The organism is Citrobacter sp. RHB21-C05, from assembly GCF_013889015.1.
GTDB classification, from domain to species: Bacteria; Pseudomonadota; Gammaproteobacteria; order Enterobacterales; family Enterobacteriaceae; genus Citrobacter_A; species Citrobacter_A sedlakii.
The window spans coordinates 3,054,840-3,069,013 of sequence record NZ_CP057611.1 but is presented as its reverse complement, the minus strand read 5'-3'; the positions used below and the strand labels follow the sequence as shown (position 1 = coordinate 3,069,013).

Genomic DNA, 14,174 nt, shown 5'->3' with positions numbered 1-14,174 from the left:
ACAATGAAACTCGAGTTTTCAATTTATCGCTATAACCCGGATGTTGATGACGCTCCGCGCATGCAGGATTACACCCTGGAAGGCGAAGAAGGGCGCGATATGATGCTGCTGGATGCGCTGATGCAGCTGAAAGAAAAAGATCCGAGCCTCTCTTTCCGTCGCTCCTGCCGTGAAGGGGTCTGCGGGTCTGACGGACTGAACATGAACGGCAAAAACGGCCTGGCGTGCATCACGCCCATTTCGGCGCTGAATCAGCCGGGTAAGAAAATTGTCATCCGTCCACTGCCAGGGTTACCGGTGATCCGCGATTTGGTGGTAGACATGGGGCAATTCTACGCACAATATGAGAAGATTAAGCCTTACTTGTTGAATAATGGGCAAAATCCTCCGGCGCGCGAGCATTTGCAGATGCCCGAGCAGCGGGAAAAACTCGATGGGCTGTATGAATGTATTTTGTGTGCGTGCTGCTCAACGTCTTGCCCGTCTTTCTGGTGGAACCCGGATAAGTTCATCGGCCCGGCCGGTCTGTTAGCGGCATACCGCTTCCTGATCGACAGCCGCGATACCGAAACCGACAGCCGCCTGGAAGGGATGAGCGATGCATTCAGCGTATTCCGCTGTCACAGCATCATGAACTGCGTCAGTGTGTGTCCTAAGGGGCTAAACCCGACGCGCGCCATCGGCCATATTAAGTCGATGCTGTTGCAGCGCAGTGCATAACGTGTAAACGCCGGGGAAGCGATTCCCCGGTGATGCAGGAAATCTTTAAAAACCGCTACATTGCAGTACCCGTCATCGAGGCGTACAGGACGAGACAAGGCAGCCAACGACGTCGCAGCCTGAACGCAGAAGATGAATGGCAGTTTTTAAAGGTTCCTTCGCGGGCCAGTAAGAGCTCGCAGGTGAACCCCGGCACGTACACTCGGTGTGCGTGGTAGTTTCTACGGCGAAAGTAAGCATAAAAATGCTTAAGGGATCACGATGCAGAACAGCGCTTTGAAAGCCTGGCTGGACTCTTCTTACCTCTCTGGCGCAAACCAGAGCTGGATAGAACAGCTCTATGAAGACTTCTTAACCGATCCTGACTCTGTGGACGCGAACTGGCGTTCCACGTTCCAGCAGTTGCCTGGTACAGGGGTCAAACCGGATCAATTCCATTCAAAAACGCGTGATTATTTCCGTCGTCTGGCGAAGGATGCCTCACGTTACTCTTCTTCGATTTCCGACCCTGACACCAATGTGAAGCAGGTTAAAGTCCTGCAGCTCATTAACGCTTATCGTTTCCGCGGTCACCAGCATGCGAATCTCGATCCGCTGGGACTGTGGAAGCAAGAAACCGTGGCGGATCTGGATCCTTCCTTCCACGATCTGACCGAGGCCGACTTCCAGGAAAGCTTTAACGTAGGTTCTTTTGCTGGCGGCAAAGAGACGATGAAGCTGGGCGAGTTGCTCTCCGCCCTCAAACAAACTTACTGCGGCCCGATCGGCGCCGAGTACATGCACATCACCAGCACCGAAGAAAAACGCTGGCTGCAACAGCGTATCGAATCCGGACGCGCGGCGTTTAGCGCCGATGAGAAAAAACGTTTCCTGAGCGAACTGACCGCGGCGGAAGGCCTGGAACGTTATCTGGGCGCGAAGTTCCCGGGCGCGAAACGCTTCTCGCTGGAAGGCGGCGACGCGTTAATCCCGATGCTGAAAGAGATGATCCGCCATGCGGGCAACAGCGGCACCCGTGAAGTGGTGCTGGGAATGGCCCACCGTGGTCGTCTGAACGTGCTGGTCAACGTGCTGGGTAAAAAACCGCAGGATCTGTTCGACGAATTTGCGGGCAAACATAAAGAACACCTCGGTACCGGTGACGTGAAGTACCACATGGGCTTCTCGTCCGATATTGAAACCGAAGGCGGCCTGGTCCACCTGGCGCTGGCGTTTAACCCGTCGCACCTGGAGATCGTCAGCCCGGTGGTTATCGGTTCCGTGCGGGCGCGACTGGACAGACTCGACGAGCCGAGCAGCAACAAAGTGCTGCCGATCACCATTCATGGTGACGCCGCGGTGACCGGGCAGGGCGTGGTTCAGGAAACCCTGAACATGTCGAAAGCGCGGGGATACGAAGTGGGCGGGACCGTTCGCATCGTTATCAACAACCAGGTGGGCTTCACCACCTCTAATCCGCTGGATGCCCGATCCACGCCGTACTGCACCGACATCGGTAAAATGGTGCAGGCGCCGATCTTCCACGTCAATGCGGACGATCCGGAAGCGGTGGCGTTTGTCACCCGTCTGGCGCTGGACTTCCGTAACACCTTTAAACGTGATGTCTTCATCGACCTGGTATGCTACCGCCGTCACGGCCATAACGAAGCCGACGAGCCGAGCGCAACCCAGCCGCTGATGTACCAGAAAATCAAAAAACACCCGACCCCGCGTAAGATCTACGCCGACAAACTGGAAGCCGACAACGTCGCCACGCTGGAAGACGCGACCGAAATGGTCAACCTTTACCGTGACGCGCTGGACGCCGGCGAATGCGTGGTGAAAGAGTGGCGTCCGATGAACATGCACTCCTTTACCTGGTCGCCGTACCTCAACCACGAGTGGGACGAAGCATACCCGAACAAGGTGGAGATGAAGCGTCTGCAGGAGCTGGCGAAACGCATCAGTACGGTGCCGGAAGCGGTTGAGATGCAGTCCCGCGTGGCCAAAATTTACGCTGACCGCCAGGCGATGGCGGCGGGCGAGAAACTGTTCGACTGGGGCGGCGCCGAAAATCTGGCTTACGCCACGCTGGTTGATGAAGGTATCCCGGTACGCCTGTCCGGCGAAGACTCCGGTCGCGGCACCTTCTTCCACCGCCACGCGGTGATTCATAATCAGTCTAACGGTTCAACCTACACCCCGCTGCAGCATGTGCATAACGGCCAGGGCAGCTTCCGGGTATGGGACTCCGTTCTGTCTGAAGAAGCGGTACTGGCGTTTGAATACGGTTACGCCACGGCGGAACCGCGTACCCTGACGATCTGGGAAGCGCAGTTCGGTGACTTCGCCAACGGCGCGCAGGTGGTGATTGACCAGTTCATCTCCTCCGGCGAACAGAAGTGGGGCCGCATGTGTGGCCTGGTGATGCTGCTGCCGCACGGTTACGAAGGCCAGGGGCCGGAGCACTCCTCCGCGCGACTGGAGCGTTATCTGCAGCTTTGCGCCGAGCAGAACATGCAGGTTTGCGTGCCGTCCACCCCGGCTCAGGTGTACCACATGCTGCGTCGTCAGGCGCTGCGTGGCATGCGTCGTCCGCTGGTGGTCATGTCGCCGAAATCGCTGCTGCGTCATCCGCTGGCGGTTTCCAGCCTGGATGAGCTGGCCAACGGCACCTTCCTGCCGGCCATTGGCGAAATTGATGATATCGATCCGAAAGGCGTGAAGCGCGTGGTGATGTGTTCTGGTAAGGTTTATTACGACCTGCTGGAACAGCGCCGTAAGAACGATCAGAAAGATGTCGCCATTGTGCGCATCGAACAGCTTTATCCGTTCCCGCATCAGGCGATGCAGGACGTGCTGAAACAGTACGCTCACGTACATGATTTTGTCTGGTGTCAGGAAGAGCCGCTCAACCAGGGCGCCTGGTACTGCAGCCAGCATCATTTCCGTGAAGTGATTCCATTTGGGTCCGCCCTGCGTTATGCAGGTCGCCCGGCCTCCGCCTCTCCGGCGGTAGGGTATATGTCCGTTCACCAGAAGCAGCAACAAGATCTGGTTAATGACGCGCTGAACGTCGATTAAATAAAGGATAAATAATGAGTAGCGTAGATATTCTTGTTCCCGACCTGCCTGAGTCCGTAGCGGACGCGACCGTCGCCACCTGGCACAAAAAACCAGGCGATGCCGTAGTTCGTGACGAAGTGCTGGTCGAAATCGAAACTGACAAAGTGGTACTGGAAGTACCGGCATCAGCGGACGGCATTCTGGATGCGGTTCTGGAAGACGAAGGCACTACCGTGACCTCTCGCCAGATCCTGGGTCGCCTGCGTGAAGGCAACAGCGCCGGTAAAGAAACCAGCGCGAAATCCGAAGAGAAAGCGTCCACCCCGGCGCAGCGCCAGCAGGCGTCTCTGGAAGAGCAAAACAACGATGCGCTCAGCCCGGCGATCCGTCGCCTGCTGGCCGAACACAACCTGGATGCCAGCGCCATTAAAGGCACCGGCGTCGGTGGCCGCATCACCCGTGAAGATGTAGAAAAACATCTGGCGAAAGCGCCGGCGAAAGCAGCGTCCAACGCACCCGCTGCGGCTGCGGCGGCACAGCCAGCGCTTGGCGCTCGCAGTGAAAAACGCGTCCCGATGACCCGACTGCGCAAGCGCGTGGCCGAGCGTCTGCTGGAAGCGAAAAACTCCACCGCGATGCTGACCACCTTCAACGAAGTCAACATGAAGCCAATCATGGATCTGCGTAAGCAGTACGGCGAAGCGTTCGAGAAACGTCACGGTATCCGTCTGGGTTTCATGTCCTTCTATGTGAAGGCGGTGGTTGAAGCGCTGAAGCGTTATCCGGAAGTGAATGCGTCTATCGACGGCGACGACGTGGTGTATCACAACTATTTCGACGTGAGCATGGCGGTGTCTACGCCGCGTGGCCTGGTGACGCCCGTCCTGCGTGACGTGGATACGTTGGGCATGGCTGACATCGAGAAGAAAATTAAAGAGTTGGCCGTCAAAGGCCGTGACGGCAAGCTGACGGTAGAAGACCTGACCGGCGGTAACTTTACCATCACCAACGGTGGTGTGTTCGGTTCCCTGATGTCCACCCCGATCATCAACCCGCCGCAGAGCGCGATCCTCGGGATGCACGCCATTAAAGATCGTCCGATGGCAGTGGAGGGCAAGGTTGAAATCCTGCCGATGATGTACCTGGCGCTGTCTTACGATCACCGCCTGATCGACGGCCGCGAATCCGTGGGCTTCCTGGTGGCGATTAAAGAGCTGCTGGAAGATCCAACGCGTCTGCTGCTGGACGTATAGTCATTTTTTAGCGTCACCTGCCCCGTAGGCCGGATTAAGCGTAGCGCCGTCCGGCAAAGATACCGCTCTGGTCTACGGGTTTAAAGATAACGATTACCTGAAGGATGGACAGAACACATGAACTTACATGAATATCAGGCAAAACAACTTTTTGCCCGCTATGGCTTACCGGCGCCGGTGGGTTATGCCTGTACTACTCCGCGCCAGGCTGAAGAAGCGGCATCGAAAATCGGTGCCGGTCCGTGGGTAGTAAAATGTCAGGTTCACGCTGGTGGCCGTGGTAAAGCGGGCGGTGTGAAGGTCGTTAACAGCAAAGAAGAGATTCGCGCGTTTGCTGAACACTGGCTGGGCAAACGCCTGGTGACCTACCAGACAGATGCGAACGGCCAGCCGGTAAACCAGATTCTGGTTGAAGCGGCGACCGATATCGACAAAGAACTGTATCTGGGCGCGGTTGTTGACCGCAGCTCCCGTCGCGTGGTCTTTATGGCCTCTACCGAAGGCGGCGTGGAAATTGAAAAAGTGGCGGAAGAAACCCCGCACCTGATCCATAAAGTGGCGCTCGATCCGCTGACCGGACCGATGCCGTATCAGGGACGCGAGCTGGCGTTCAAACTGGGTCTGGAAGGCAAACTGGTGCAGCAGTTCACCCGGATCTTCATGGGCCTGGCGACCATTTTCCTGGAGCGCGATCTGGCGCTGATCGAAATTAACCCGCTGGTTATCACCAAACAAGGCGATCTGATCTGCCTCGACGGCAAGCTGGGCGCTGACGGCAATGCGCTGTTCCGCCAGCCGGATCTGCGCGAAATGCGCGATCAGTCGCAGGAAGATCCGCGCGAAGCGCAGGCTGCGCAGTGGGAACTGAACTACGTGGCGCTGGACGGCAATATCGGCTGTATGGTGAACGGCGCGGGTCTGGCGATGGGCACCATGGACATCGTTAAGCTGCACGGCGGCGAACCGGCGAACTTCCTCGACGTGGGCGGCGGCGCGACCAAAGAGCGCGTGACCGAAGCGTTCAAAATTATTCTCTCTGACGACAACGTGAAAGCCGTGCTGGTTAACATCTTCGGCGGTATTGTCCGTTGCGACCTGATCGCAGACGGTATTATCGGCGCGGTGGAAGAAGTGGGCGTTAACGTGCCGGTGGTTGTGCGTCTGGAAGGCAACAACGCCGAACTCGGCGCGAAGAAACTGGCTGACAGCGGCCTGAATATTATTGCAGCGAAAAGTCTGACGGATGCAGCTCAGCAGGTTGTTGCCGCAGTGGAGGGGAAATAATGTCTGTTTTAATCGATAAAAACACCAAGGTTATCTGTCAGGGCTTCACCGGTAGCCAGGGGACGTTCCACTCCGAACAGGCGATCGCTTACGGTACGCAAATGGTTGGCGGCGTCACGCCAGGTAAAGGCGGCACCACCCATCTGGGCCTGCCGGTGTTCAACACCGTGCGTGAAGCGGTAGAAGCAACAGGCGCGACTGCCTCTGTGATCTACGTTCCGGCTCCGTTCTGTAAAGATTCCATTCTGGAAGCGATCGACGCGGGCATTAAGCTGATTATCACCATCACCGAAGGTATCCCGACGCTGGATATGCTGACCGTGAAGGTGAAGCTGGACGAAGCGGGCGTGCGCATGATCGGGCCGAACTGCCCGGGGGTGATCACCCCAGGCGAATGCAAGATCGGCATCATGCCAGGCCACATCCATAAGCCGGGTAAAGTGGGTATCGTTTCCCGTTCCGGTACGCTGACCTATGAAGCGGTTAAGCAGACCACCGATTACGGCTTCGGCCAGTCCACTTGCGTGGGCATCGGCGGCGACCCGATCCCGGGCTCTAATTTCATCGACATCCTGAAGCTGTTCCAGGAAGATCCGCAGACCGAAGCGATCGTGATGATCGGTGAGATCGGCGGCAGCGCGGAAGAAGAAGCGGCTGCGTACATCAAAGATCACGTCACCAAGCCGGTTGTGGGCTACATCGCGGGCGTGACCGCGCCGAAAGGTAAGCGTATGGGTCACGCGGGGGCGATTATCGCCGGGGGTAAAGGTACGGCGGATGAGAAATTCGCAGCCTTGGAAGCCGCAGGCGTGAAAACGGTTCGCAGCCTGGCCGATATCGGCGAAGCGCTGAAAGCTGTCATTAAGTAAAAGCAATAAAACAGCCTAACCCCTGCATTTACCCGTGATGCAGGGGAAAGGGCTGGTCCATTTTCGACATGGTTGGCCATCTGATGATGGCCTTTTTTTGCCTGTCTGTTTGCCGGATGGCGCTGGCGTTTATCCGCCTACGGGGAGTGTTGACTTGCCAGGTTATGCGCTTTCCGCCAGTGTTTTCAGCCAACGGATCCCGCTTTCCGGAGAGGTCATCACCGGGACGGGCGGCGACGGAAGCTGTTGCAGAACGCGCGCCATCGACGCTTGCGCCAGCATAACCACATCAGCCTGTTTATACGCGCTGTGCAATCCTTCGCTGACGATGCGATCGTGGGTTTCCATATCGCCCGCCAGCAGGGCATGGAAGGCCTCTTCCATCAATATCGGCGTCACGGTGCATTGCTTACCACTGGCCTGTACTTTGCGCTGCACATACTCCAGCGTCGGTTTCATGGTCGTGGCGACGGTGGCCAGCACGGCAATATTCTCACCCAGGCTAATGGCTTGTTCCACCATCGCGCAGTCGATACGCGCAAGCTGCAGCGGCGTCATAAACTGACACTGTTCAACCGCCGTGCCAATGGACGAACAGGCGGTGATGAGAATCTCACAATCCGCTTTTTCGGCTATGTGGACGTAGTCGGCAATGCGTGCCGCAATGTTCGGCGTCACGCCTCCGGCCTTCATCACCTGCTTAATCATCGACTCTTCGACCAGGTGCATTACGTCCGCTTCTGGCATGATGTCGCCGATCAGTTGCTGCATCATGGCGAGCGTGGCGGAACTGGTGTGAAGCATAGCGATCTTTTTCATTCTGCGATCTCCTTGAGCAAACATTCGGCAACGGCCATGGCCGCATCGTGATCTTCCTGGGCGGACAGTCCACCAATCGCAACGGCCCCCACGCATTTACCGTTGTGAAGAATCGGTACGCCGCCGGGCAGGGCGGTAAATCGTGGGTCAGCAAAGTAGCTGATATCCAGTGACTCATCTTGCAGACGTTGCAAAAACGCCTGAGTTGTGCAACCTAAACGGCTGCTGGTGCGTGCTTTGCGCTGCGTCAGCTCAATGGTCAACAGTTTGGCGTTATCCATACGGGCAAAGCTCAGTAACTCGCCGTGAGCGTCGCATACCGCCACGCTGAGCGGACGTTGCGCATAACGGGTGTCGGTGAGATCGAGCGCGCTGTCTACCGCACGTCGTGCCTGTTGCAGGGTTAAAGTCATCATGGTGAGTTATCCTTTTGACAGAGGTTCTGATACCGGCTGAGCAGGCGAACACTCGCTCTGGGCCTGCGCCTGTCGGGCATCCTTTTTGCGCCAGTAGTTAGCCAGCAGCGAGCCGCTGACGTTGCCAAGCGGCGTCATGACCGCAGAGGCGAGACCAACGGTGGCCAGTTTTCCCATCGCGGCGGCAAGACCTGATGCCATCCCGCCGTTTTGCAGGCCGACTTCGAAGGCTACCGTCCGGGCGGACTGAACATCCATGCGGAAGATCCAGCGGCTCATCAAATAGCCAATCAGGAAGCCGCCGAGGTTGTGCATCAGCATGGCGAAGCAGAGCAAGAAACCGACCTGAACCAGGTTGTCGCGCCCGGCCGCCGCTGCCGTAGTGGTGAAGAAAATGATGCCCATCATCGAGATGGTCGGCATGATCTTCTTGACGCCGGCCACGCGTCCATACAGCCAGTTATAGAACAGCGCCCAGATGATCCCGCCTGCCACAAAGTTCAGCACCACTGCATACATTTGCGCGTCGGCGCTGGCGCTGCCAAACAGCGTGTTCCAGCCGCCGGCAAGCATATACAGCAGCCAGATGGCGCTGATCCCGGCCAGCGTTTGCACGGTACGACGCCCCTGCACGCCGGCATAGGTTTTCAGGTAGTCATGTAAAATCGCCGCGCCAATCGGGATCAACACGATTTTCACGACGTCCATCACCATCGCCGTAAGCTGGATGTCGATCATTGAACCCGCCAGCAGATTCACCCACAGCGGGGTCATGACCGTCGCCGCCAGCGTCGAGACGGCGGCGATCGAGACCGCCAGCGCCAGGTTGGCGTTGGCGATATACACCATGACGGTGGAGGAGAGCCCGCTGGGACAGGAACCAATCAGCAGAATCCCCACCGCCACTTCCGGCGGAAAGTCAAAGATCAGCGTGATGCTCAGGCCGAGCAGAGGCATGATGACGAAATGACAGAAGGTGCCGATAAACACCGCCCAGGGCATTTTAGCGACGTCGATAAAGTCCTGAATCGTGAGTTTGGTGCCCATACTGAACATGGTCGCCTGGATCACTAAAAAGACGATCCATTTATGGGTGATGTTGAATCCGCCCCAGACGATCAGATCGGTTGACCAGGTCATCGCTGCGACAAAGCCGGCAATGATCCACAAGGTAAACTGGTAGCTGCGAAGATTTGTCCAGTAGCCCGCGCCTGCCGCGAAGCCTGTCGTCAGCATCACCAGCCCCGGCTGCCAGAGGGCGGGAGACTGCATCAGCGCGCCAATTGCCGCCAGGGCGCCACCGACGATGCAGACGCCCAGTCCGGTTCTGTGAATAACGGTTGTGATAGTCATGGTGAAATGTCCTTTCTCTCGCTATTACTGCCGTGGTGGAATAGCTAACATTTGCCGCGCAATATCCGGCGTGGCGACTTTTTTATCCATACTGCGAATAAGCGTGGCGAGTTTTGCAACCTGCTGATAATTATGCTGAGCTTTCTCTTCGGCGCTTAAATAATAGCTGTCTTCAAAACCAATTCTTACTTCACTGGCGCCCATGCCGACCGCTGCCGCAATAATATCAAAATTCTTGCGGCCAAAATGGGTAATTCCCCATAAGGCGTCGCGAGGGATCATACTGCGCAAGGCAATTAACGCATCAACTGTCGCGGGTGAACTTCCACGGTGTCCGAGGACGATATTAAATAACATCGGTTTCTTGAACGGTATTTTTTCTTCCAGCGCCAGAATGTTATTAATCATGCCAATTTCGAAAACTTCAAATTCAGGAATAATGGAACGTTGGGTTATTTGTTGCGAACAATATTCGACGTCCGGTCCGGGATTAAAGTATACGGCATCGCCGAGGTTAACGGAGCCGACGTTCAGCGACGCCATTTCGACACCGGGACAGTCCAGTGGCGCGCAGCGCTCGGCAATCGACATGGCGGAGACGCCACCGGTTGAGGCCTGAATAATCAGGTCGGAATGGCGCATGACGTGGTCGATCGTCGCCTGAAAATCGGTGGTGTCCGGCGTCAGGCGACCCTGCTTATCGCGAACGTGTAAATGCACGATGGCTGCACCATGTTCGACGCTTGCCAGTATTTCCTGCGCCAGTTCTTCAGGTATAACTCTGGGGCAATCCGCGGCAACGGGTGCCAGCGAAATAATAACAGTATCCGACATGTGTTCCTCCGGTTTTCCGGTACAGAGATATTAAAATTATAAGTACGGTGTTATCCAACGTAACGATTCGGGCCCTGGTGTTGACGGTTTATATTCACAACCTATCCAGCCCTGATAGCCTGTTTGCTTAATAAATTCAAAAAGCCATGTTTCATTTAATTCTCCCGTTCCCGGTTCATGGCGACCGGGTACAGAAGCAATCTGAAAGTGTTTAATGAACGGTAAATAATGTTCAATAAGATGCGTAACATTACCGTGTATTTTTTGGCAGTGGTAAATATCAAACTGTAAGCCGATATTTTTTCTGTTCACTTCGCGAATAAGACGTTCAGCCAGTGGAAAGCTATCGACAAAATAACCAGGCATATCGTCCGGGTTCAACGGTTCAATCAACACGTCGATATCGGCCCCGACCATGACGTCGCAGGCGATACGCAGTCGGTCGGTTAATTGCTCATACTGGGCGTTGGCGGAAAGTCCAGCCACGCGCAATCCGGCCATGACGTGCACCTTGCGACAGCCCAGTGCCGTGGCGTAATCGCGGGCAATCAGCAGACTACGATGAAATTCCTCGTCACTGCCTGGCAGGGAGGCCAGTCCGCGTTCACCGGCTTGCCAGTTACCCGCCGGCGCATTCATCAACGCCACCGGCAGGTCGGTTTCCCGTTGCGCCGCCAGCAGCACCTCCAGCGGATGCTGCCACAGAAACAGCCCTTCAACGCCGTGAAAACCCGCCGCCTTTGCGGACTGAAAGCGCTCCGCAATGGGACGTTCGCAAAACAGCCAGTCGAGGTTAGCCGCTAACTTCAGCATGATGCGTTCCCTCCCGGCAATCCACCAGGTGTAGTTTCACGCCCTGGCTGGCAATAGTATCCTGCGCTACGTCGGGCAACCGGTTGTCCGAAATAATGTCGGTCAGTTGATCCAGCGAGCAGATGTGGAACATTCCGTATTTACCAAATTTACTGCTGTCGCAGACCAGCACCCGACGGCGGGAGACGGTGAGCACCGCCTCTTTCACCGAGGCTTTGCCTTCACTGGGGGTCGACATTCCACGTTCGGTATCCCACGAGGACGAACTGAGAAACGCCACGTCGATGTTTATCGTGCGCAGAAAACTGGCGGCGCTTTTCCCAAGGCATGAGCGGTTGCGCTGATCCACCAGTCCGCCGGTGTGATACAGCGTGATGTGCGGCATATCCATCAGGTAGTGGCTGATGGAAAAATCGTTCGTCACCACCGTCAGGTTGAAGCAGTGGCTGGCGGCGACGGCTTTCGCCACTTCAAACAACGACGTTCCCGCATCGAGATACAGCGTTTGCCCTGGCTCTATCAGCATCGCGGCAAGTTGCCCCATCCGTCGCTTCACGTCATGATGCAGCTCAGCCTTTTCCCGCCACGGTAGCTCCGATTTCAGCAGATTGTTGAGTTTCACCCCGCCATTGATCGAGATGACTTTGCCTTCTTCCTCCAGCAACTGAATATCGCGGCGCACGGTCATGTGCGACACGCTCATCAGATCCGCCAGCTCATTAAACGAGGCAACGTTTTTTTCATGCACGTAGCGGTAGATAAAATCACGTCGTTGTTCGGGGATCATCCTCTCACCTCATGCTCGCCGGGATTGTTCGAGTTCAGCTACTGCTTCCGCCGTTAGCGGCACGTAGCCGAGTGGTTTTAAGGTCAGCCAGATGCGGGCGCTGTCTTCCAGCTCTTCGGCATTAAACACCGCCTCACGAAGTGAGCGACCACTGACTACCGGACCGTGATTTGCCAGGAGCGCGGCAGTATGGTCCGCCGCAATCTCGCTGAGTGCGCTGGCAATACCCTCATGACCGGGTTTGAAATAGGGCAACAGAGGCAACTGCCCGACGCGCATTACGTAGTACGGCGTTAACGGCGGCAGACAATTTTCCGGTGTGCTGCATGGCAGACAGGAAAGGGCGGTCAGCCATGGCGAATGCAGATGAACCACCGCGCCGCAGGCCGGACGATGACGGTACCAGGCCAGGTGCATGGGCACTTCTTTTGACGGTTTATCGCCACTGAGGTAAACGCCGTTGGCATCCAGTTTACTGAGCGTCGCGGCGTTCAGCTCGCCCAAACAGGAGTTGGTCGGCGTGACCAGATAGCCGCCGTCCGGCAGTCTTACGCTCAGGTTGCCCGAACCACCGCTGCTGAAGCCGCGCATAAACAGAGAACGACCGTAATGCACCAGCTGTTCGCGGAGTTGTTGTTCGTTAAGCTGACTCATAATGAAGACTCCTGCGCGATGAAAAAGAAGTCTTCGTCACCGAAGTTGCCTGACTTCAGCGCCAGCGCGAGCGGCGGCTCGGCGGAGAACACCCATGGCACGCCGGGCGCGATGGCTTTGCCGACCGTCAGTCTCGTCACCTGTAACGCCTCCACTACGGTGCCGGACGTTTCACCACCGGCGACGATAAAACCGGTTACGCCCGCGGCCTGCAGTTTGGCCGTCAGTCTGGCAAAAGTTTGCTCAATCGCCCGGCTGGCGCGCTGCTCGCCGTACTCCTGTTGAATACGTTTCAGCGCTTCCGGCGGCTGGGTAGCGTAAATCAATGGAGCGAGCGCGTCATCGACATGAGTCATTGTCCACAGCGACAGCTCGTCACTGTAACGCTCTGCGTCTGTCAGGCAGCGCGCTACGTCGAGTAGAAGGGAAGCGGCCTGTGCTTTATAGCGATTCACCTGGCGGTTACTCATGGTGGAACAACTTCCGGAAAAAACCACCGTTTTGGCCGGCAGCGGGAAGGGATGTACCGCTTCCCGCCCACGCTGTGACGCAGCGCAAGCGGCCAGTGCGCCACCCAGGCCGGAACCGCCCGCCAGCAGCGGTGTATGACGTAAGGCCTGAGCGAGGGTCTGCAGATCGGCTTCGCTAAAGGTATCCGCGATCACGTGACGTACACCTTCAGACTGGCAGCGTTCCAGCGCGTGAGTGACCGCTTCCACACCTTTCTGAATCGTGCGGAGGTCAATGCGCCCGACAGCGCTGGCAGTTTGCGCTGTGAGCAGGCGAATCAGGTTCGCATCGGTCATCGGGTTGAGCGGATGTTTCTCCATGCCGGATTCATTCAGTAATACGCCATTCACAAACAGATAACCGTGAATCACCGTACGTCCGTTTTGCGGCAGGGCTGGGCAGTGAACGATGTACGGCGCGTGCATCGCTTCCATCAGCGCATCGCTGACCGGACCGATATTCCCGGCGGGGGTGGAATCAAAAGTGGAGCAATATTTAAAGTAAATCTGCCGCGCACCTGCTGTGTTGTGCAGCCATTGCCAGCAGCGTAATGATTGATCGATGGCCTGGTCAGCCGGTAGAGAACGGCTTTTCAGCGAGATGACAATCGCGTCGACCTCTTCATTCCAGGGCAGGGCGGCGTCTGGCATCCCGGGCAGCAGCGCGACCCTCCAGCCTTGCTCAGCCATAAAACTTGCTATATCCGTTGCGCCAGTAAAGTCGTCGGCGATAACACCTGTCGTGACGGGCATACATCCACTCCGTTCAGATTATCTTGTCATTGAACCTATTATTCAGGAGGGCGTTTCACATTCAC

General features: G+C 56.7%; 13 protein-coding genes. 5 read left to right on the top strand and 8 right to left on the bottom strand.

Features of this window, described 5'->3' with window-relative positions; genetic code table 11:
* Window positions 1–3: 3 nt before the first annotated feature.
* The 5 genes from sdhB to sucD all read left to right on the top strand — a co-directional run bounded on the left by sdhB (window position 4) and on the right by sucD (window position 7,171).
* Window positions 4–720 (top strand): succinate dehydrogenase iron-sulfur subunit SdhB, encoded by a 717-nt coding sequence (gene sdhB, locus HVX72_RS14770; protein WP_042285348.1) that lies wholly within the window; start codon window positions 4–6, stop codon window positions 718–720.
* Between the two features lie 261 nt (window positions 721–981).
* On the top strand, window positions 982–3,783 hold the full coding sequence (gene sucA, locus HVX72_RS14765) for a 2-oxoglutarate dehydrogenase E1 component (RefSeq protein ID WP_042285345.1): 2,802 nt from the start codon (window positions 982–984) through the stop codon (window positions 3,781–3,783).
* A 14-nt stretch (window positions 3,784–3,797) separates the two neighbouring features.
* The gene (gene odhB, locus HVX72_RS14760; RefSeq protein ID WP_181821767.1) at window positions 3,798–5,018 is read left to right on the top strand and encodes a 2-oxoglutarate dehydrogenase complex dihydrolipoyllysine-residue succinyltransferase; all 1,221 of its coding nucleotides are present in this window, start codon (window positions 3,798–3,800) and stop codon (window positions 5,016–5,018) included.
* A gap of 117 nt (window positions 5,019–5,135) precedes the next feature.
* The gene (gene sucC / locus HVX72_RS14755; protein WP_042285338.1) at window positions 5,136–6,302 is read left to right on the top strand and encodes an ADP-forming succinate--CoA ligase subunit beta; all 1,167 of its coding nucleotides are present in this window, start codon (window positions 5,136–5,138) and stop codon (window positions 6,300–6,302) included.
* A complete protein-coding gene (sucD, locus tag HVX72_RS14750) occupies window positions 6,302–7,171 on the top strand; it encodes a succinate--CoA ligase subunit alpha (RefSeq protein ID WP_042285336.1) in 870 nt (289 codons plus the stop codon). The genes sucC and sucD overlap by 1 nt, the downstream gene beginning before the upstream one ends.
* Before the next feature lie 162 nt (window positions 7,172–7,333).
* On the opposite strand, the gene HVX72_RS14745 is transcribed toward sucD, so the two are convergent.
* The 8 genes from HVX72_RS14745 to otnK are packed head-to-tail and all read right to left on the bottom strand — an operon-like array spanning window position 7,334 to window position 14,109.
* Complete coding sequence (locus tag HVX72_RS14745) at window positions 7,334–7,990, bottom strand: aspartate/glutamate racemase family protein (protein WP_042285333.1); 657 nt, start codon at window positions 7,988–7,990, stop codon at window positions 7,334–7,336.
* Window positions 7,987–8,406: a heme-binding protein gene (locus HVX72_RS14740; protein WP_042285329.1), complete on the bottom strand. Its 420-nt coding sequence runs from the start codon at window positions 8,404–8,406 to the stop codon at window positions 7,987–7,989. The genes HVX72_RS14745 and HVX72_RS14740 overlap by 4 nt, the downstream gene beginning before the upstream one ends.
* A gap of 6 nt (window positions 8,407–8,412) precedes the next feature.
* Complete coding sequence (locus HVX72_RS14735; RefSeq protein WP_181821766.1) at window positions 8,413–9,759, bottom strand: bile acid:sodium symporter family protein; 1,347 nt, start codon at window positions 9,757–9,759, stop codon at window positions 8,413–8,415.
* Window positions 9,760–9,783: 24 nt separating this feature from the next.
* A complete protein-coding gene (locus tag HVX72_RS14730; protein ID WP_060568878.1) occupies window positions 9,784–10,593 on the bottom strand; it encodes a 3-keto-5-aminohexanoate cleavage protein in 810 nt (269 codons plus the stop codon).
* A 36-nt stretch (window positions 10,594–10,629) separates the two neighbouring features.
* Window positions 10,630–11,406, bottom strand: coding sequence for a TIM barrel protein (locus tag HVX72_RS14725; RefSeq protein WP_181821765.1), 777 nt, complete (start codon window positions 11,404–11,406; stop codon window positions 10,630–10,632).
* On the bottom strand, window positions 11,387–12,193 hold the full coding sequence (locus HVX72_RS14720) for a DeoR/GlpR family DNA-binding transcription regulator (RefSeq protein ID WP_042285318.1): 807 nt from the start codon (window positions 12,191–12,193) through the stop codon (window positions 11,387–11,389). The genes HVX72_RS14725 and HVX72_RS14720 overlap by 20 nt, the downstream gene beginning before the upstream one ends.
* 9 nt (window positions 12,194–12,202) lie before the next feature.
* Window positions 12,203–12,847, bottom strand: a complete 645-nt coding sequence (locus tag HVX72_RS14715; protein ID WP_042285314.1) for an aldolase — start codon at window positions 12,845–12,847, stop codon at window positions 12,203–12,205.
* Window positions 12,844–14,109: a 3-oxo-tetronate kinase gene (gene otnK, locus HVX72_RS14710; RefSeq protein ID WP_181821764.1), complete on the bottom strand. Its 1,266-nt coding sequence runs from the start codon at window positions 14,107–14,109 to the stop codon at window positions 12,844–12,846. The genes HVX72_RS14715 and otnK overlap by 4 nt, the downstream gene beginning before the upstream one ends.
* Window positions 14,110–14,174 lie beyond the last annotated feature (65 nt).

Excerpts from the sequence above, each read along its gene's own strand:
- sdhB (WP_042285348.1), top strand. The coding sequence starts at position 4 with ATGAAACTCGAGTTTTCAATTTATCGCTATAACCCGGATGTTGATGAC.
- sucA (WP_042285345.1), top strand. The coding sequence starts at position 982 with ATGCAGAACAGCGCTTTGAAAGCCTGGCTGGACTCTTCTTACCTCTCT.
- odhB (WP_181821767.1), top strand. The coding sequence starts at position 3,798 with ATGAGTAGCGTAGATATTCTTGTTCCCGACCTGCCTGAGTCCGTAGCG.
- sucC (WP_042285338.1), top strand. The coding sequence starts at position 5,136 with ATGAACTTACATGAATATCAGGCAAAACAACTTTTTGCCCGCTATGGC.
- sucD (WP_042285336.1), top strand. The coding sequence starts at position 6,302 with ATGTCTGTTTTAATCGATAAAAACACCAAGGTTATCTGTCAGGGCTTC.
- HVX72_RS14745 (WP_042285333.1), bottom strand. The coding sequence starts at position 7,990 with ATGAAAAAGATCGCTATGCTTCACACCAGTTCCGCCACGCTCGCCATG.
- HVX72_RS14740 (WP_042285329.1), bottom strand. The coding sequence starts at position 8,406 with ATGATGACTTTAACCCTGCAACAGGCACGACGTGCGGTAGACAGCGCG.
- HVX72_RS14735 (WP_181821766.1), bottom strand. The coding sequence starts at position 9,759 with ATGACTATCACAACCGTTATTCACAGAACCGGACTGGGCGTCTGCATC.
- HVX72_RS14730 (WP_060568878.1), bottom strand. The coding sequence starts at position 10,593 with ATGTCGGATACTGTTATTATTTCGCTGGCACCCGTTGCCGCGGATTGC.
- HVX72_RS14725 (WP_181821765.1), bottom strand. The coding sequence starts at position 11,406 with ATGCTGAAGTTAGCGGCTAACCTCGACTGGCTGTTTTGCGAACGTCCC.
- HVX72_RS14720 (WP_042285318.1), bottom strand. The coding sequence starts at position 12,193 with ATGATCCCCGAACAACGACGTGATTTTATCTACCGCTACGTGCATGAA.
- HVX72_RS14715 (WP_042285314.1), bottom strand. The coding sequence starts at position 12,847 with ATGAGTCAGCTTAACGAACAACAACTCCGCGAACAGCTGGTGCATTAC.
- otnK (WP_181821764.1), bottom strand. The coding sequence starts at position 14,109 with ATGCCCGTCACGACAGGTGTTATCGCCGACGACTTTACTGGCGCAACG.